Annotated in this window: 13 protein-coding genes and 1 tRNA gene; 7 read left to right on the forward strand and 7 right to left on the reverse strand. The window is 36.4% G+C overall.

From position 1 onward, the window contains the following. Positions 1 to 41: 41 nt before the first annotated feature. The 3 genes from BALOs_RS07915 to tilS all read right to left on the reverse strand — a co-directional run bounded on the left by BALOs_RS07915 (position 42) and on the right by tilS (position 4,116). Positions 42 to 875 (reverse strand): dihydropteroate synthase, encoded by an 834-nt coding sequence (locus BALOs_RS07915; protein ID WP_120404830.1) that lies wholly within the window; start codon positions 873 to 875, stop codon positions 42 to 44. Between the two features lie 13 nt (positions 876 to 888). Then, positions 889 to 2,823 (reverse strand): ATP-dependent zinc metalloprotease FtsH, encoded by a 1,935-nt coding sequence (gene ftsH / locus BALOs_RS07920; protein ID WP_115362770.1) that lies wholly within the window; start codon positions 2,821 to 2,823, stop codon positions 889 to 891. 144 nt (positions 2,824 to 2,967) lie between these two features. Further along, the gene (tilS, locus tag BALOs_RS07925) at positions 2,968 to 4,116 is read right to left on the reverse strand and encodes a tRNA lysidine(34) synthetase TilS (protein ID WP_120404831.1); all 1,149 of its coding nucleotides are present in this window, start codon (positions 4,114 to 4,116) and stop codon (positions 2,968 to 2,970) included. 93 nt (positions 4,117 to 4,209) lie between these two features. On the opposite strand from tilS, the gene BALOs_RS07930 reads away from it, so the two are divergent. From BALOs_RS07930 to BALOs_RS07940, 3 genes are all read left to right on the forward strand, one after another. Continuing rightward, positions 4,210 to 4,286, forward strand: a tRNA-Met gene (locus BALOs_RS07930). 240 nt (positions 4,287 to 4,526) lie between these two features. Next, positions 4,527 to 5,723 (forward strand): hypothetical protein, encoded by a 1,197-nt coding sequence (locus BALOs_RS07935; RefSeq protein ID WP_120404832.1) that lies wholly within the window; start codon positions 4,527 to 4,529, stop codon positions 5,721 to 5,723. Continuing rightward, complete coding sequence (locus tag BALOs_RS07940; RefSeq protein WP_120404833.1) at positions 5,710 to 8,565, forward strand: hypothetical protein; 2,856 nt, start codon at positions 5,710 to 5,712, stop codon at positions 8,563 to 8,565. The genes BALOs_RS07935 and BALOs_RS07940 overlap by 14 nt, the downstream gene beginning before the upstream one ends. 45 nt (positions 8,566 to 8,610) lie before the next feature. On the opposite strand, the gene BALOs_RS07945 is transcribed toward BALOs_RS07940, so the two are convergent. Further along, positions 8,611 to 9,186, reverse strand: coding sequence for a TetR/AcrR family transcriptional regulator (locus tag BALOs_RS07945; protein ID WP_115362779.1), 576 nt, complete (start codon positions 9,184 to 9,186; stop codon positions 8,611 to 8,613). Between the two features lie 169 nt (positions 9,187 to 9,355). Here BALOs_RS07945 and BALOs_RS07950 point away from each other — a divergent pair, with 169 nt between their 5' ends. Then, entirely contained in the window at positions 9,356 to 10,990 is a 1,635-nt protein-coding gene (locus BALOs_RS07950) for a YiiX/YebB-like N1pC/P60 family cysteine hydrolase (RefSeq protein WP_120404834.1), read from the forward strand. A gap of 49 nt (positions 10,991 to 11,039) precedes the next feature. Then, positions 11,040 to 11,798 (forward strand): DUF3050 domain-containing protein, encoded by a 759-nt coding sequence (locus tag BALOs_RS07955; protein WP_120404835.1) that lies wholly within the window; start codon positions 11,040 to 11,042, stop codon positions 11,796 to 11,798. Here the strand turns inward: BALOs_RS07955 and BALOs_RS07960 are convergent. Further along, positions 11,781 to 12,719, reverse strand: coding sequence for an FAD-dependent oxidoreductase (locus BALOs_RS07960; RefSeq protein ID WP_120404836.1), 939 nt, complete (start codon positions 12,717 to 12,719; stop codon positions 11,781 to 11,783). The genes BALOs_RS07955 and BALOs_RS07960 overlap by 18 nt on opposite strands. A gap of 120 nt (positions 12,720 to 12,839) precedes the next feature. On the opposite strand from BALOs_RS07960, the gene BALOs_RS07965 reads away from it, so the two are divergent. After that, positions 12,840 to 15,203 (forward strand): Tex family protein, encoded by a 2,364-nt coding sequence (locus tag BALOs_RS07965; protein ID WP_120404837.1) that lies wholly within the window; start codon positions 12,840 to 12,842, stop codon positions 15,201 to 15,203. Between the two features lie 580 nt (positions 15,204 to 15,783). Here the strand turns inward: BALOs_RS07965 and BALOs_RS07975 are convergent. Together BALOs_RS07975 and BALOs_RS07980 are read right to left on the reverse strand one after the other, a co-directional pair. Next, a complete protein-coding gene (locus BALOs_RS07975; protein ID WP_120404839.1) occupies positions 15,784 to 16,404 on the reverse strand; it encodes a hypothetical protein in 621 nt (206 codons plus the stop codon). A 110-nt stretch (positions 16,405 to 16,514) separates the two neighbouring features. Next, the gene (locus BALOs_RS07980; protein WP_120404840.1) at positions 16,515 to 17,645 is read right to left on the reverse strand and encodes an MBL fold metallo-hydrolase; all 1,131 of its coding nucleotides are present in this window, start codon (positions 17,643 to 17,645) and stop codon (positions 16,515 to 16,517) included. Positions 17,646 to 17,761: 116 nt separating this feature from the next. On the opposite strand from BALOs_RS07980, the gene BALOs_RS07985 reads away from it, so the two are divergent. Beyond that, positions 17,762 to 18,796, forward strand: coding sequence for a cytochrome-c peroxidase (locus tag BALOs_RS07985; protein ID WP_120404841.1), 1,035 nt, complete (start codon positions 17,762 to 17,764; stop codon positions 18,794 to 18,796). Positions 18,797 to 18,800 lie beyond the last annotated feature (4 nt).

Genomic DNA, 18,800 nt, shown 5'->3' on the forward strand with positions numbered 1-18,800 from the left:
ATCGTAGACCAGTTATAGGACAAATTTGGATCAAAAACTATCTAATCTGTAATATTTCCAGCCTCATGTACACGAAAATACAGCTCTTTTACACCATTTAGGCGTGTTTTAAGACGTTTTAGATATTTCCAATGAAACTTTTCGCTAGCAGCGTGTATATCCGTCATTTCATCTTCATTGCCTTCAAGCCTTACAAGATGTTGCAGAAATGACTTCTTTGAGATGCCAATAAGCCAATTTTCATGGATATCTTGAATCTTGTGGATATTTTCTAATAATTCTAAGTTCTGATTTAAAGTTTTAGAAAATCCAAAGCATGGATCCAGAATTAAGCGATCCATATCGAAATTGTGCTCGCTTAAGAAAGCAATCTTATGATTGAAAAATTCTCTTATAGAATTAAAGTCTAGGTTCTCGTTGAGATAATCCATGTGAGAATTTGCTAAGTTTCGCTTAGGTGCAAGATTATGACAAAGTATATAGCGCATCTTAGGATACTTTTTAAAGAGGGCCAGCCCTTCCTTATCAATGGCCCCAGAAACATCATTCCAAATGACTTCACTAAAATGATGGCCATACGAGTGCATGAACTCTTCCATTGTTTCAACTTTATAAGTATCAATCGATATGGTTTTAAAGGCCTTAAGACGATCTAAGTGCTGTGAAATATAATCATTAAGTCTTTGCCATTCTTGCTTAAAAGAGATGGCCTCATTAAAAGGGGCCGTACTTTCAGCGCCAATATCAAGGCCATATTTTGCTTGCTGGAATTTTTCAAGTTGGCCGATTTGAAAATCATTATCGAGATTTCTATGGCCGTCAGAGAATGAATTAGGGGTAGCGTTAACTACCCCTAAAAATAAAATATTTGTCATATTTGAAAATAAACTATGCTAGTTTTGGATCATCGATAGGCTTATTGACAGCATCAGACTTCTTTTCTTCTGAAGCCTCTTCTTTTTCTCCAGAAAGTGTTGAAGAAGACTTTGAAGACTCTTCATCAATAACTGGAACACCAATATCCTTACCGGCAACAAGATCATTGATCTGATTGATATCAAGCGTTTCCCAAACAACAAGCCCTTCAGCTAAGCGGTTTAAGGCATCACGATTATCAGTTAGAATCTTCTTTGCAAGCTTATAATTCTCATCTAGGAAGCGGTGAATTTCTTCATCAATATCCTTAGCTGTTGCTTCTGAGTAACCTACACCTTCACTTGGTGCAGTTGAACCAAATGGAGATGCGCCTGGTTGAGAGAAGTTTCTCGGTCCCATCTTCTCACTCATCCCCCAAGAACAAACCATGCTAGAAGCAAGTTGTGTTGCTCTTTCGATATCATTTGAAGCACCATTAGAAATTTCGTTAAATACGATCTCTTCTGCTACACGTCCACCCATTAGGAAGGCAATATAGTTTTCAGATTTTTCTAATGTCAGGTTATGCATATCTTCATCTGGAAGAGTTTGTGTAACACCTAGAGCTCCACCACGAGGCATAATTGATACCTTGTGAATTGGATCTGCTTTTGGAAGATTAAGTCCCACAAGAGTGTGACCAGCTTCGTGATATGCTGTAACTTTCTTCTCAAAATCAGAAAGTACCATCGACTTTCTTTCAGGCCCCATAAGGACTTTATCTTTAGCTTGTTCAAAATCAATCATTTGAAGAACTTTCTTACCATAACGAGCGGCAAATAAAGCGGCCTCATTAACAAGGTTTGCGAGGTCTGCACCAGTAAAGCCTGGAGTACCCTTTGCAATAACTTCAAGATCAACATTTGTATCAAGAGGTGTCTTTCTTGTGTGAACTTTAAGGATTCCAAGACGTCCACGAACATCTGGAGGTCCAACTGTTACACGACGATCAAAACGACCAGGACGTAGTAGGGCCTTATCAAGAACATCAATTCTATTTGTCGCAGCAATTAGAATAACGCCTTCATTGGACTCAAAGCCATCCATTTCAACAAGAAGTTGGTTTAGTGTTTGTTCACGCTCATCGTGTCCACCACCCATACCGTGTCCACGGTGGCGTCCAACAGCATCAATCTCGTCGATAAAGATGATACATGGAGCATTCTTCTTACCTTGTTCAAAAAGGTCACGTACACGAGAGGCACCAACACCAACAAACATCTCAACAAAATCAGAACCTGAAATTGAAAAGAATGGAACACCTGCTTCACCAGCAACGGCACGGGCCATAAGTGTTTTCCCTGTCCCTGGAGGACCTACTAATAAAACACCTTTAGGGATTTTCCCGCCAAGGTTAGTATATTTCTTTGGATCTTTTAAGAAGTCCACAACTTCGGCCAATTCTTCTTTGGCCTCTTCAACACCTGAAACATCTTTGAATGTAACCTTCTTATCATGTGGTGATAAGAGACGTGCTTTTGATTTCCCGAAACTCATGGCCTTTCCACCACCAGCTTGTAGCTGACGTAAGAAGAAGATCACAATGAGGAATAAGAAAATCATTGGCCCCCAGTGCAGTAAGAAAGTCGTGAAGACATTTTGTTTTTCTTCCGCTTCATACTCTGGGTAGATTCCGTGTGACTCTAAAATTTTAAAAGTTTCTGTACCTGTTGTCCCTGTTGTTTCAAACCAAGCACCTTGCTCATAACCATCTTTGAATTTACCAAGAATCTTATCCTTTCCCTTAAGAACGACTTTCTCAACGTGCTTACTCTTGATTGCGCTAACGAAATCAGGATAAGTCACTGGCTTATAAGTCTGTCTGCTCTCTGAAGAGATCTTTGCGATTGCCGCAAACATGAGGATTAAGATGATCCAAAGAAGTAACGTTTTGTTTTGTCCTTTCATTAAAATCCTTTTTAATTTACTTTACTCATAAATTATTTAAATACTTACTATTTGTTCACAATACTGTTTCTAAAAAATAAAGCTATATTGTAACCTCATAGTTACTAAAATGGTATCATTTTAGTGAGTGTCAAGCCTAGTTATTTAAAGCCACACTAAAACTTTACCGGCTTTACGCCATGAGTAATGAACTGGTTGTTTAATTTCCGAAAAAATTTTTCTTAAAGTTGAGTTCTCTAGTGGAGTTTTCTTGAGACTATGCTTTGCATTAGTATTATTTGATAAGAATGGAACACCTTCAGGAATCTGCGTAGTTTTATTGTTTAAGAATTCTAATTTACAACCCTTTTTAACAACGGCCAAATAAGGACCAAAAGCATAGACCCTAATTCCACCAGAAAAATCTAATGGCCCAAGCCTTGGACTATTAATTAGTCCCTCTAATTCATTAAATTGTTTGTAAGTCTTTCCTCGTGTTGTTGAAGCTTGAGATAAAATAGTTCTTTTCAAATTCTCATCAACACACCCGTGGTGTTTAATAAGGATCCCCCACTTTCTTTTAATGATCTTATAACTCTTGTCCTCAAGCCCTTGCTTTATTTTTTTCATGCGATTCATGCGCTCGCAATAATGCTTAAGGTAGCCAGGCCAACGAGATGAGATTGATTCTTTTACAATCTTTCTAATATGATTACGCTCAAAGCGTATATCTTCATTTGAATAATCTTCTAGCCAAGTGAGCTTGGCCAATTTGGCGTATTTAAGAATATGTTTTTTTGAAAAAGCAAAAAGTGGCCTATACACTCTCCCGTTGCGGTATGGGATGCCTAGATCAATATCTTTTCCTTGAGACTTAAATTGCTGAAGTAGAGACCACTCAAAGCAATCATCTAAATGATGGCCCGTAACGAGTAACTCATCATTTTCTAAATCATTCTTTAAAATGTCATAGCGCAATTTTCTGGCCTGTGCTTCAAAGTTTCCATCATTAAGACTTAGCTCTACTTTGAGAGACTTCATCGGGATCTGATACTTATGAGCAAAGTTTCTTACAAGATGCCTTTCGGCCCTAATCTCTTCTCTTGTCCCATGGTCAACGTGTATAAGCCTAACGTTGGCCCCGGCCATTAAAAGTAAATGCGTTAAGGCAATAGAATCAAGCCCACCACTACATGCCACGACTATAGGGGCCGAAAAATCAAAGTTCATCCCTTTGTTGAAACGGATGAAATGAGCAAGCATTTGCTTGGCCTTTTGTGGCAACTGTTTTTGTTTAATCTCTCTTAACGACATGATAATTTACAAATTCCTTAATATTAACTTAAATATAATATTGACAATTAACTCGCAAGTCACTAATATCCTATCATTCTTTTGAATGTATGTGCGAATGTAGCTCAGTTGGTTAGAGCGACGGATTCATATCCCGTAGGTCGGCAGTTCAAATCTGCCCTTTCGCACCATTCTTTTCTATCTAAGCTCCCAAAAATTCGTTAACAAGATAAACAAAGTTTAAACAAATAAACTCGAGCTACCGTTCATTTTTTTTACACTGTTTAACCACTACACAGTAACTTACTAAACTAAATTCCGATACTTACACCAGTTTTCAGTAGTTTAAAGTTTTTACACCCGTGAACTTGTTTCATGGAACATGGCATCATTCCTGCAACTCTAATAACATCGTATCAAATAGGAATGACATGCAAAATAAGAAGCTATTGAACAAACATTTAATTTTACTAGGTTTCGTACTTTCATCACCAGTACTTGCACAAAGTGGTGCCTCAAAGGCCGATGTTTTTAACTCAGGTCTTGAGTCAACTTTAAAGAACGCAGGTATTGATGAGTTAAGCTTAACGATTGGTGCAAAACTTGGCTCTCTTGATTCACGTACTGACAAGGGAACTGTTTATGAAACAAATATGAACGTTGAACTTGAAGCAGAAGTATTTGAGCATGTTGATTTTAATTTTGATGGTGGATTTAAATACCAAACAGGTAATTCATCAACTCAAGAAACTGGAAGAATTAGAACATATAAGCCGAAGTTCTCTTATAAGCACGGATATTTCTCTTATAAGATGTTTAACTTTGCAAAAATAAGTGCAGGTGCACTTAAGAATAGTACAAACTCAACTTACATCTCACCATTTGTTAACGGTGGTAATTCATTTCTAGGTGTAAGAGAGATGCTACTAACTAAAGTTGGAAACTTCTACTTTAGATTACAAGCGACTCAGGCCCAGCCACAGAATGCTTTACTAAGAGAAACTTTTAATATCGATGATAATGGTGATCCACAATTCTTTAACGAGTCTGTTGACATCACTTATTTAACAAGAGGTTTCAAAGTTTATGGTGCAGCAGGTACTTACCGTTATAAGAACCTATCTGCTGATATTGCTGATAATGATTACTTCTGGGGTAACTCTGTAAGTAAAGGAGCAACACCAGACCAAAGTCTTTACCTATATGACTTTACAGGAATGTATGCAAATGCAGGTATTGAATTTGGAATTGGAAATGATCGAATTAGACTAAAAGGTGCTTACGTTAAGAATACAGAAAGCGCAGTACCAGATGATAAGAACACAGGTTTCGCTTATGTAGCCGCTTATGAAACAAAGATTTCAGATAAGAAAGTAACATTTGAGGCCCTAGGATTTGAAAATCAGGCCGACACTGCTCCAGCATTTTATCGTGGTACGCAGTTAGCAAATGACTACAAAGGCTATCAGGTAGGAATCAAATTAGAGAATAAGAAAGGATTTAAAACAGAAATAAATTATATGAATCGAACTGTTCTAGGAAACGCTGACTCTGTTTATTTAATTGATGGATACAGTGATGAACAAGTTTACACAATCTCCCTAAGGAAAGAATATGACATTTTGTAAGACATTTAAAAACATTACTCTCTTAAGCATGTCTATGCTTATGCTAACAACTCTTGTTAGCTGTGGTAGTGATACGTCTAACGATGAAAAACAAAAGCTTGCAAGACAGCTTAAGGCACAAGCAAATGAAAGTTCAGTAATTACTGTTTCACGCTTTAGTGTTGAAGGTGTGTCTGAAGATAAAGCAAACGTTAAATCACGTATTGCTTATCACAAGACATTTCACGTTAAGGCCTGCCTATCATCAAAGATTGGAAAGAGTCTTCAATATCGTAAATTCTTTGTAACTGGAGACAACTTCCAAACAATTGAAAGAGAAGCAGATGAGTCAAGCTGTATCCGTTGGGATGAGCCAGTTGAAATGGACTACTCTCTACCAAATACATACTTACCAATGAATCGTAAGATTATACTTTCTTCAAGTGCAAATATTTCTTACGACCTTAAGCTTGCTGTTAACCAGTATGCTAACAGTATGATTCACGGTAACAACTATCATCTATCACAAGGTCTTAATAAGGATCGTTTATCAAACGACGAAATTATTAATGTAAAAAACATTAAGATCACACCTAAAGGTTACGGACTAGTTGACCCAAGAAATGATAACTTAATCATTGATAAGAAGGTTGTTGTATCTGCTTGTTTAAACTTAAAAACAAATGGTTCATCACTTTCAAATGAGTTCATCAAGGCCAAGCTTGTTAATCTTGAAAAACAAGAAAATGGTGAAGAAAATGCTGTTACACAAATGTATGACCTAACAGATGGACAACTTGATGAATCAGGGTGTGCTGAAGTTAAGTTCTACTTAGAACACGAAAGATATACGAATACGAGACGTATTCCATTTAATCTTGAAATCGAAGTACAAAACAAAACTCTTAAGAACGCAAAAGTTACAAGAGGGCTTTGTCTATATCCATGGTCAAACAGTGGATGGATCTTTGCAGAAGTTTCAAGATCAGGAAAATGTGAAGAAGATAACAATAACCAAAGAGCTCGTTTATTTGTTGACCAAGTAAGCTACAGCTTCTTAGGACACGATAACAATAATGGTTTTCACCTTAATAACAACCTTGATCTTGTTGTTGAGAAGTCATTTATCGTAAAAATGTACCCAAAGGTACACTACGGTAACTACGCTCACCACATGAACCCAATTGAGCCGTTCTATCAAGGTAAGCTGAAGCTAGAAGTATACTTCCTAGCTCCACTACAAGGTGATATCGACCTTACAAATGAGAATAAGCATAAGTTTAAACTTATCTCAGTAGCGTCACGTGAAGTAGAAGTAGAAAATAACTTACTAAAAGCAAGAATTGATATGCCAATTAAGTTTGTAGACATGCCATATGTACATACGAGAACTTTTGCGGCCGTTAAGCTTTCACCAATTTTACGTGAAGGTGATGATCCAAGAACTGCACCTCGTCCAGCATGGGCAGCAGGTACATTCCACGCTTCATCAAAAACTTTTAACTCTGTACTTCATACGCAACTACAAGTTACAGATAAGTTTTCTGAAGCGGATTATCAGAACAACAAGATTAAAGAAAGTATGAACGAAATGATTCAACTTGAAAACTACCTTGAGTCGATGTCTAAGAACATCCAAGGCGTGACTAAAGCAGATATCATTAAAGCAAAACTTGCTCCACGTTATACAAAGAGTGCTGAAAAGCTCTTTACTGAAGAGCTAGATAAGCACGATCTTTTTGATAAGACGATTAATTTAACTGATAGAGCATTAAACGATAAGCTAATTGCTGAAAACAAACTTTCACAAGCTGAGATTAATGGAATCTATGAAGATAACTACAATGCAAACACTTTGAAAAAACTTTGTGGTGCATTCTTTGATCAGAAAAAGACAGGAATCTTTTGGAAGACGTACCTGGACTACAATATGAAAAAGTGTATTGAGAGGCCATGGGACTTTATGATGATTACACCTGTATCACACGTACAAGAAGTAATCTCTAAACCAAAAGTAAGTCACTCGAATACAATTCGTATCTCGAAGTCGACTGGAACTGGAGACTACTTTACTGAAAGTAATAGAGTTGGATGGTCACATGGTTATAAAACTGGTGTAGGTGCAAAACTTGACTTCAAACTACCATTTGGTGACAAATCACCTGTTGGCGGAGGAGTTGGAGTATCAGCATCATATGACTGGTCAACATCATGGTCACTTGATCGCTCAAACGGAAATAACAACAGAACTGACAACAGCCAAGGAATCGACCTATATGCTGAGTCAATTACACTTAACTTTGAAGCAATCACTAAGCAGTGTTTCATGGTAGAAGGGACGTCAAAATGGAAGGCCGTTTGGGTTGATAACCACCTACCATCTAACTATGGACTAGGCGGAAGTCTTAAGTACGTAGCAGAAAATAACCCAATGAGGTATAAAGTATGTAAAGGCGTATCAGGTAAAGAAAGACTTGAAGAGACTTGGTACTTCACAGGAGAAGGTTTCCAATTCAACTCAATTCTTCGTGACCGTCTTGGTATGACTGAAAATATGTACACGATGATGTTTAGAGGACGTAAAACACTTTACAAGTTTATGGACTTCTTAAGCAAAGCTTCAACGAGCATGTTTAACATCAAGGAAAGAAAGAACCAATCACCTGATGTATATATGCTAGATGTATATAAGTCATATAAAGAAGCATTTGATAGTGATCATGATTTAATTGATGATCAAGCGATTCCTGGAACGGTTGAAAAGTTTGATCCGATTAAAAACGGTGGTGACCATAACTTCTCTGAAGATAGTTGTGAATTACCAAAAGACAATTACAACCATGCTTCAATTGATTTTTGTTAAGAATTAAAAACAAGATAAAAGAAAAGGCCGCTATTGCGGCCTTTTTTATTTTCTATCGTATTGTGAAAAAAGATAATCAAGAGTGTCATCATCGACATCGCGATATAGACAAATCCCTAGCTGCATAAAATAAATTCTTAAATGCTCGCGGTGATCGAGGTTTGGATGCTTCTTGCTTAGAATCTCAAAGAGCTCTACTTCTGCTTCAGCAATAATATCTGAAAGATCATTACCTGCACCTTTGTTAATCATATAAAGAGCAAGTAGATAAGGCATTTGGATAATTTGATCTCTTACAATCTTAATCCTTTCTCTAATACCTACAGAATGTTCTTGAGTAAGATTAAAGACCGTACTAATCATGTACTTCACGGCCTCTTTTAAAATAACATCCTTTTCCTTACCTAAGTAATAGTAAATAAGAGAGCGTGTAACGTCTGCCTCTTTAGCAACTTCAGCGATCTTCCAATTAAGGTGCCCTTTGGCCACTTCTAACTTAGTTACAGCGTTGAGGATACGAAAGTGCACTTCCTCATTCTTTTTAGGTTTTACTGTTCTTAGAGGCTTGTTATCGCCTTCATCATTTGTTTGTAAGTTTGTTGAATCTGTCATAATTGTCATAAATCAATGTCTAAATGTTTAATATTTAAGTGTCTTCCCAATATTACCTTTCTATACCTGATAATAATACTTAAGCTTTAAAAGGTAAAATCCGATAAAAATTTATTAGCACGTGTTCGATTAAAATTATTGTCGATAGTATTTTTTATCTAGTTATGGGGGAGATTTGATGAAAAAACGGTTACTTACAAGTGGACTTTGCCTACTTTCACTTACTATTCCAATTGGATGTCAGCAGAAATCTTACCGTACCCCTAGCTCCCTTAAAAACTCGAACTTCGATTCACTAATTCATGAGATGCATGAATCTGTTTCAAAAGGTGTAAAGTCGCCTAAAGAATGCGCTCAAAAAACTCAATATTATTATGGAAAACTCTTTGAAATAGAATCCGATGATATCGACTTTTCTGAATTCTCTAAGTATCAGATGCAGGATTTTACAATGGCATCTTTTAATATACGTCTTGATCTGAAAGAAAAACTAAAGGCGCTAAATAGTAACGACGAATTAACACAAGAAGAGCTTGCGTGTTTAAAAGGTGTAAAAACAATTTTTAGGGCCCTTCGCTATCTCGAAGACTATTTTATCGAATCCTACTATGCTTCAAGACAGAAAGGTTCAAAACCAATAGACTTTAATACACTTGATTATTCAAATAACAAAATAAAAGATCTTCCTGTTCACTTTATGGTAAATCCAGATTACTCATTTGAAGGTGTTGAAGATCTAAAGTCTGGAGACATTATCTTATCCAGAGGTAATGCATACTCTAGTGCTGCCATTGCAAGAATTGGTGATGATGACCATCAATTTTCTCACTTAACTTTAGTGTATCGTGATGAGAAAACAAATAAGCTCTACACATCAGAGGCCCATATTGAAGTTGGAAATGTGGTTGCCCCATTTCAAGTTCATCTTGATCAGAAAAATTCTCGAACAGTTGTCTTTAGACACAAAGACGAAAAGCTTGCTCACCTAGCAGGTAAAATAATGCATGAGCGCTTCTCTAAATATTCAAAAGAGAAAAAGAAAAATGTACCTTATGATTTTGCAATGGATTATCACGACGACTCAGAAGTCTTTTGTTCTGAAGTAATTTATCATGGTTACAAGAAAGCCTCGGAGCAACTATCTAGTAAATCAATGGATATACCTGAATATAAAACAACATTTAATCCAGCTCTACTAAGCTTCCTTCAAGACTTTGGTCTAAAGGTAACAAGTGAAAATATCTCTAGCTTTAAAACATTTGGGCCAGGAGAGATTCAATTTGATTCGCGTTTTGACTTAGTTGCGGAATGGAGAAACCCAAATAAATTAAAAGATACACGTTATAAAGATGCAGTACTAACAAAGATATTTGAGTGGATGGAAAATAAGAATTATGCCTTTGATCCAGGCCTAGGTACAAAACTTGGAAATGATTTTGCTTGGCTTGCAAGACGCTCAATTGTTACTAGAGGATTAATTAAATTTGTAGCTGGTGTTGATCTTGAAGAAAAATTTCCCCTAAACTTAGGTTCCAAACAAATTGATCTTTTTGTTGTCTTAGATGAAGTTGGAGAGCAACTATATAAGAAAATAGAAATTGCAGAAAAAGAGAAAGGAAAGATCTTATCATTTAAAGAAATGTTTGAAGTTCTTGAAAATTACCGAGTACAAGATGAAAAGGTATACGGCCAATACTTAAAAGATAAGAAATTTAATCAAAAGCAAATGCATGGTGGTAGTCGCAGAAATGGTGTTAGAAGGCGTAGAAAACTTACACGCCCAGACTTTCATCACCTCTTTCACAGTTCATAATACGTAAAGTCTACTTTAAGACTTATAAAATTTAGGCTATATTGGCCGCATGAAAAAAGAAAATCTCACACTCATTCATGCGGCCCATAATAAGCTTTGTAATCACCCACTTTATTCAAATATTGAAAGTATTGAAGATGTAAAAATTCTTATGCGATGGCATGTCTTTGCTGTATGGGACTTCATGTCTCTACTTAAAGGTCTTCAAAGAGAAGTTACATGTGTTGAAACACCTTGGATTCCATCTAAGTACGATAAAGAATGTGTTCGATTTATTAATGAAATTGTTCTTGGTGAAGAAAGTGACGAAGACTTAAATGGTGGCCATATTGATCATTTTACAATGTATCTAAATGCCATGAATGAAGTTGGAAGCGAAACAAGTGATATTAAAAAATTCTTAGAAACATTTTCATTTGATGGCATTCCTATGCCTGTAGCAAAGTTTAGTGCATTTAATCTAAACCTATGCACTAATACTCAAAACCCTCACCTAATGGCATCGGCCTTCTTCTGGGGACGTGAGAATCTTATTCCTGACCTCTTTACACCTTTTGTAAAAGTTCTTGAAGAAAAGAATATACATGCACCGTACTTTAAACACTATCTTGAGCGTCATATCGAATTAGATGGAGATGAGCATGGAGAGCTTGCAGGTAAATTACTTGCTCAACTTTGTGACAGTGAAGATAAACAGAGACAAGCAACTCAAATTGCTCTTGATTCTCTCGATTTAAGATACAAACTTTGGGACTATGTCCTTAAAGAAATTCTTGCTAGTCGTGAAAACTTAGAGCATATCAACTAGCTCTTTTGCTAAACTAATTCCTGCACTCCAGCCATTTTTATAAAGGCCTGTGAGTGCATAAACGCCTTCTTCAACCTCTCCACAAAAGGGAGTACGCCTTTTACCCTTGTGACGAATACCAGTGTGTATCTGCGGTGAACCAAGCTGCTTAAGTTCAGGAAGATCACCTTCAAATACTGTTAGCTTTTCATAGACTTCTTTTGGTGAATGAAGTTGGCAAAGTCCCTCAATTGAATTTGCGCCAAATAATAAGAGCTCATCTTCTTTTCGATAAACGAGGTTATAGTGGCCACGACTTAGGACAAATGATTTATCAGCTTTAAAATTATTCCAGCTAAAAAATGTCCCCTTAACAGGTTTGCCTTCAGGAAGATTCTTATTCTTATAAAAAAGTGATGTATAGGCCGAGGTGGCCAAGATAAGCTTTGCATTGGTTTTAGGAAGCTCAGTAACTCTTTGAACTCGACTTATAATTTTATCTTCGTACTGCGCCTTAAGCCAGCCCAGAAAAACTTGTGGATTAATTAAGTAGGCATCCTTAGCAACCGTTTGCAAACCTTTAAAGTTTTCAAAATTTGTTCCATAACGTGCTTCAAATTGTTTAAATTTTAATGGATCTTCTTTAATATCTGGAGGTAAGTAGTATTGAGTAGCTGGGTGAACCCCCTGTATCCCCTCTTGCTTAAAGAAAGTATCAATGAATTCATGTGCATGAAATAAGATGTCACCGAGCTTTGAAAGGCCTTCAGCAAATAGGCCCATCGAAACAACGCTAGTTGTATTAATAGAGCAAGGTGGAAAAGCGTCATTATCAAATAACTGACAAATACGTGAATCAGGGTGCTTTCTTGTTAAAAAATAGAGAATACTGCGTGCGGCCACGCCATCTCCAATTACAATATAATCAAAATCTTTTGTCATAATAAACTCTTACATCAATATTTTTAAGTTAACCAGTGGAATTTACTCAAGTTTTTATTGTCATACCAAATTCAATCCCTATACAATTTTAACTCAAATTTAGTTAATGGAGTATGAATTATGTCAGAAGAGACAACGAAGTCGACAAAAAACCCTATGGACGTTATCGATCAAAATGCCGTCTTATTTTGTGTGGACAACACAGATATCACAGCAAAACAAATCATGGCCGTACTGGCAATGCTACTTGTGGAAGATTGTACAGTTCCATTTATCACTCGTTATCGTAAAGACAAAACTGGTGGATTAGACGAAGAACAAATTCGCCTCATTCAAGAAAAGTATGACGAATATATCGAGCGTGAAAAGAGACGTGAATTCATTCTAGAGGCCATCACTAAACAAGAGATGATGACTCCAGAGATTGAAAAGAAAATTAAAGCGGCAACAAATATTAATCAGCTTGAAGATATCTATGCGCCATTTAAATCAAAGAGAAAGACAAAGGCGCAAATCGCAAAAGAAGCAGGGCTTGGGCCATTCTCAATTCTAATGAAAGAGTCAAAGCTTCCTATGCCAGAACTTGCAAAAGAAGCACTTAAGTATATTAATAAAGAAAAGAAAATCGCAACTTTTGAAGATGTATTAAAAGGCGCTTGTGACATTATTATTGAAGAAATTGCTCACGACACAGAACTTAAAGAGCAATTACGTAACGATTACTGGGCACAGGCAATGATTAAGTCAACTCCTCGTAAAGGTTATGAAGAAGTAAAAGACTGGCAAAAGTACAAAGACTACTTTGAATATGAGCAAAAAGTTAGTGATCTAAAAGATCCAAAAGCCGCTCACAGATTCCTAGCGATTCGTCGTGCACAAACTGAGAAGATCCTAAAAGTTGAAATTATTTTTGATGAAGAATATGCAAATAATCTTATTCTATCAAAGAACTTCCCTGACACTACAGTCACAAGTTACAAGGCATTAGTCGATTGTGCATCAAAGGCCTATAAGAATTATATCCACTCTTCTCTTGATTTAGAAATCAAGGGTGAACTTAAGAAGCTCTCAGATGAATCAGCAATTGATGTTTTTGGTATAAACCTTAAGAACCTTCTATTACAACCTTACCTTGGGTCTAAAACAGTTCTTGCGCTTGATCCAGGAGTTGTGACTGGTTGTAAGACAGTTGTTGTAGATAATACGGGTAAATTTGTTGTTGATACAGTTGTCTACCCTCACCCACCAAGAAATCAGGTACGTGAGTCTGCGACAATTTTAAATGCCATGATTGAGCAATTTAATGTTGAATATATAGCAATTGGAAACGGGACTTTTGGTCGAGAGACTCTCCAATTTGTTGAAGATAATATTACTGCGGTTAAAGACGGAAAAGTTAAAGCAACAATGATTTCTGAAGATGGTGCTTCAATTTATTCTGCTTCTCCAATTGCAAAGAAAGAATTCCCAGATAAAGATGCAACAGTAAGAGGCGCCATCTCAATTGGCCGCCGCTTCCAAGACCCTCTAGCAGAGCTTGTAAAGATCGATCCTAAATCTATTGGTGTTGGCCAGTATCAACACGATGTAAACCAAGTTCGTCTAAAAAAATCACTAAATGGCGTGGTTGAAAGTTGTGTTAACTTTGTTGGTGTTGATATTAATACGGCATCGGCCCCACTACTTTCATTCATTTCCGGAATTGGGCCAACAGTTGCTGGAAATATCGTAAAGCATAGAGATAAGAATGGGCTATTTTCAGATCGAAGCGAAATCCTAAAGGTTTCACGTTTTTCTGAAAAGGTTTTTCAACAAGCAGCAGGGTTCTTAAGAGTTTATAATGGGAAAAATCCACTTGATGCGACATTTATTCACCCAGAAAACTACGATATGTTAGAGGAATGGGCACAGAAGAATGGATACACGCTTGAGCAGTTAACAACAGATAATGCAGTTGCAAATAAACTAAAGTCAGATAAGGACCTTATTGCAAAACTTGGTGAATTTACTGTTAATGATATTTATAAGTCGCTAACTGCACCTTCGCAGGATCCTCGTACAGAATTTAAGACAACAGAGTTTAGAAAAGATGTACGTGAAATTAAAGATGTAAAAATTGGTGAAAGATATCCAGGTATTGTAAAAAACATCACGCAATTTGGTGCCTTTGTTGATATTGGAATTAAAGAAAATGGTTTAGTTCACGTAAGTCAGATGGCCGATCACTTTGTTGAGAATGCCCTTGATGTTCTAAAAGTTGGGCAAGAAGTTTCTGCCGTTGTTCTTGACGTTGATATGGATAGAAAGCGTATTGCTCTATCTCTAAAATCTGACGGAGCTGAAGAAGCAAAAACTTACGAGCGTCCAACAGGTGGCCCACGTAAGAGTAATCCTCGTGGTGGAAAACCTAAGATGCCAAAGCAAAACGATGCACCGTTAAAGAATAATGCATTCGCTGCTCTTAAGGGATTTAAGGTTAAATAGGTGCGGCATTGTCTGCCCAAAGGCAGACTATTGGACGCACCTATAGCTCCCCTTCACTTTAGCTAGAAAATGATATTCAACAAGCCGGGTTCAAGCCCGGCTTTGTTGTCTCAGGAGCAATGAGCAAGTCTTCGCAATTCAAGCGACATTTTAGCGAAGCTAAAATTAGCGAAAAAATCTTTCTCATATAACCGAATCACGCGAGCTACGCTCTTTGATTCTTGAATAACATCCATCTATGCTTCAAAACTGTCCTTTGGGACATTTTTGCCGCATGATGTGCCTCAGGAGCAATGAGCAAGTCTTCGCAATTCAAGCGACATTTTAGCGTAGCTAAAATTAGCGAAAAAATCTTTCTCAAAAAACTAATCACACAGGCCTCGCAACTCAAGCGACATTTTAGCGCAGCTAAAATTAGCAAAAAAACTGAGCAACAATTCAATTTCAAAAATGAGAGAAATAAGGTTTTCATAATCCCCCAGATTAATCGCAAATATATTATTTATTACATGATTTAACCTGAGGGTTTATTGAGAGGATTAGCAATCTTTACGTATGATAGATATACTTCACACAGTTTTTAAAGCCCGTTATTAGGCCCTAGAGCAAGCTGGCTCTTTTGCAGATCGATTCTTAAAGATCGACGATTAAGGCCTGCAAATGGAATTGTACCGTTTACTTGTGCTTGAATCATATTAAGCTCGCGTCCAACAGTTCTTTCAGTAACTTCTTTTATATGAAAGCTTAAGAAGCCATTAAGTACTAAATCACTTTCTTCGATAATATTTCCATCAAAGCCAACAACTGCACCTTTAACTTGAGTCATGCGCTGAGATTGGTCACTATAGTCTTGCTGGTTAAAAGTAAGGACATTTTTACAACTAATTAGCTGAATATTTAAATGATCCTTTGCCATCTCTGCCTTACAAGCAGACTTTGGAAATTTAACAATTAGAGCATTTAAATTATTTAATTCAAAAACATCGCCTAATCGATCTGAAAGCTCAAAATTAAACCCAAAATCAGGATACTGCAACAGAGCACCTTTTATGATAATTTCAATATGCTCAGTAGAGTTATTTAAAACTTCAACTGCTGGCATTTGATAATTCCATGGACTTACATATTTTAGAGACTTAATTTCACTAGCAAGTGAATTAATTGATAATAAACCTAATAGAATAACAAATATCTTTTTCATTAATATCTCCTTAATGAGCATTATGCTCATTGATTAAGAGATAAACTAACGAATTAAATTAGATAAATAAAATACCTATATTAAATCACTGTGATAAAAAATTCTTATACCTATTGCCACCATTTTTTTGTAATGTATTCCTGGTGATCAAAGCTTACAATTTCTCCCATCTTAGGGGCCATTAACTTTAGCTTACCTTGCTGTGAAAACTCATTGAGCTTTATTATAGGATCATCCCACGTGTGAAATGCTAAAGAAAATGCACCCCAGTGAATTGGAAAGTAGTAATTTGCATTGATGTCTTCATAGGCCTTTGGCCATTCATCTGGCAAGAGATGGACAGCAAACCAATCTGGGTTATATTGACCTGACTCCATAAATGCTACATCAAAAGGACCTAGACGTTGTCCGATTTCTTTAAAATGAGTATCGTAACCAGAGTCACCACTAAAATAGAGATTATTATTACGGGTTTTTACGGCCCAAGATGCCCATAGAGTTGTATTTTCGTGTGCTTGGTCGCGACCAGAAAAATGCTGAGCAGGAGTTGCCGTAAATTTTATCCCATCAAACTCAACGTTCTGCCACCAATCAAGTTCTGTGACACGTTTACGATCAATACCCCAGCGTTTTAAGTGTGAGCCCACTCCTAAAGGAGTGATGAACTTAACATCCTTATCCACAAAGAATTTAATGGTTCTCATATCTAAATGATCATAGTGGTCATGAGAGATTAATATATAGTCAATCTTTGGTAATTCTTTAAGTGTTAAAACAGTAGGGCCAAAACGTTTAACAAATATTGGTACAGGAGATGAAGAATCTGAAAAGATTGGATCAATTAGAACAATCTTAGAGTCGATATTAAATAAGACTGTTGAATGACCAAACCAAATTGACTTTACAACATCAGACTTCTCTAGAAATTTATCCATATCGGGTTTTAACATTGGAAGAGGTTTATCTGGATAGCGGCCATTACCCTTACCCAAGAACTCTATAAAGTTAGAAAAACCAAAGCCATCTTTCTTTATTGGCTGTTCACTAGTTATATTAGGTCTGCGATTTACAAACCTCATCTTCTCTTTGTTAAATTGACTAGATTTAGTGAAAGTCTTTAATTCTTCCTTATCTGGGTGAGAGCCCATAGAAGACATAAATACTGAAGCAACTTTTGTCACGGCCGAACATCCTGAAAAATTCATTAAAATAATTAACAATATTAACTTTTGCAACTTCATTGTTTCATTCTACTATAAAGCTTTATCTAAATCCTTAAATTAAATATTTCTTACAAAAAATTGTCACAAATTTGAATTAGCATACGAATGAAAGAATAAAACCAATGGAGTAATAAATGAAGTTAACTGTATACACTATTTCTATGCTACTTCTCCTTTCTTGCACAGGAAAAGAGAATAATACCGATAAGAAATCTTTAGAAGAAAGGCGAGAATTATTTGGTAATGGACTAAACTCAATAAGATACTTTGGTGAAAATCGTCCAAAAGAAGAAGTCATCGAACTTGGAAGAATGTTATTTTACGATACTAGGTTAAGCAATGACAAAACGGTAAGCTGTTCAAAATGCCATTTACCACAATTAAGCTTCAGTGATGCTCTTCCAAAATCCATTGGTGCAAAATATCGTCTTTCACATCGTAATGCTCAAACACTAATCAATACAGCAGCTCAAATTTCACAACATTGGAACGGAAATCGAAAAGACGTCGAAGAGCAAGCAAAGAAAGCTTTCTTCTTTAAGGGGGCCTATGATCTTAAAGACAGTAGTCATTTAAAGAAAAAACTTGTGGATAATAATTATAATGAAGCATTTAAAAAGGCTTTTAACACTGAGCTTATCACATCTAATGAAAACGACATTTTAGAATTAAGTGCAAAATCAATTGGCGCCTTTGAAAGAACTCTCGTCGGTCCTGCTATTTTTGATGATTACCTTGAGGGAAAAGATGACGTTCTTAATTTAGAACAAAAAAGTGGACTTAAGAAATTTACGCAATACGGATGCATCGGCTGTCATAATGGTAATCTTGTCGGTGGAGGAATGTATCAGAAATTTGGAGTCGTTGAAGATCCATATAAGTACACAAAGAGTAAAAATCGTGACTTAGGCCGCTACACGCATACAATGAATGAAGATGATAAAGAGTATTTTAAAGTCCCTCCACTTAGAAATGTAACAAAGACATCTCCCTACTTTCATGATGGTAGTGTGGCCTCACTTGATGAAGCAATTGATATAATGGGGCGAGTTCAACTTGGAGTGGAGATTCCAAAAGAAGATCGAAAACTAATTATTGAATTTCTAAAAACGCTAGAAACAAAAGAGGAGCATTTAAAAGAACTAACAAGGATTCCTGATCTTCCGTAGTGAA

Source organism: Halobacteriovorax sp. BALOs_7, assembly GCF_003612895.1.
Taxonomy (GTDB): Bacteria; Bdellovibrionota; Bacteriovoracia; order Bacteriovoracales; family Bacteriovoracaceae; genus Halobacteriovorax_A; species Halobacteriovorax_A vibrionivorans.

What these genes read in the sequence shown, in the direction of transcription:
- BALOs_RS07965 (WP_120404837.1), top strand. Translation starts at nt 12,840, where the DNA reads ATGTCAGAAGAGACAACGAAGTCGACAAAAAACCCTATGGACGTTATC.
- BALOs_RS07940 (WP_120404833.1), top strand. Translation starts at nt 5,710, where the DNA reads ATGACATTTTGTAAGACATTTAAAAACATTACTCTCTTAAGCATGTCT.
- BALOs_RS07960 (WP_120404836.1), bottom strand. Translation starts at nt 12,719, where the DNA reads ATGACAAAAGATTTTGATTATATTGTAATTGGAGATGGCGTGGCCGCA.
- BALOs_RS07950 (WP_120404834.1), top strand. Translation starts at nt 9,356, where the DNA reads ATGAAAAAACGGTTACTTACAAGTGGACTTTGCCTACTTTCACTTACT.
- BALOs_RS07980 (WP_120404840.1), bottom strand. Translation starts at nt 17,645, where the DNA reads ATGAAGTTGCAAAAGTTAATATTGTTAATTATTTTAATGAATTTTTCA.
- BALOs_RS07975 (WP_120404839.1), bottom strand. Translation starts at nt 16,404, where the DNA reads ATGAAAAAGATATTTGTTATTCTATTAGGTTTATTATCAATTAATTCA.
- BALOs_RS07945 (WP_115362779.1), bottom strand. Translation starts at nt 9,186, where the DNA reads ATGACAATTATGACAGATTCAACAAACTTACAAACAAATGATGAAGGC.
- BALOs_RS07985 (WP_120404841.1), top strand. Translation starts at nt 17,762, where the DNA reads ATGAAGTTAACTGTATACACTATTTCTATGCTACTTCTCCTTTCTTGC.
- BALOs_RS07935 (WP_120404832.1), top strand. Translation starts at nt 4,527, where the DNA reads ATGCAAAATAAGAAGCTATTGAACAAACATTTAATTTTACTAGGTTTC.
- BALOs_RS07955 (WP_120404835.1), top strand. Translation starts at nt 11,040, where the DNA reads ATGAAAAAAGAAAATCTCACACTCATTCATGCGGCCCATAATAAGCTT.
- ftsH (WP_115362770.1), bottom strand. Translation starts at nt 2,823, where the DNA reads ATGAAAGGACAAAACAAAACGTTACTTCTTTGGATCATCTTAATCCTC.
- tilS (WP_120404831.1), bottom strand. Translation starts at nt 4,116, where the DNA reads ATGTCGTTAAGAGAGATTAAACAAAAACAGTTGCCACAAAAGGCCAAG.
- BALOs_RS07915 (WP_120404830.1), bottom strand. Translation starts at nt 875, where the DNA reads ATGACAAATATTTTATTTTTAGGGGTAGTTAACGCTACCCCTAATTCA.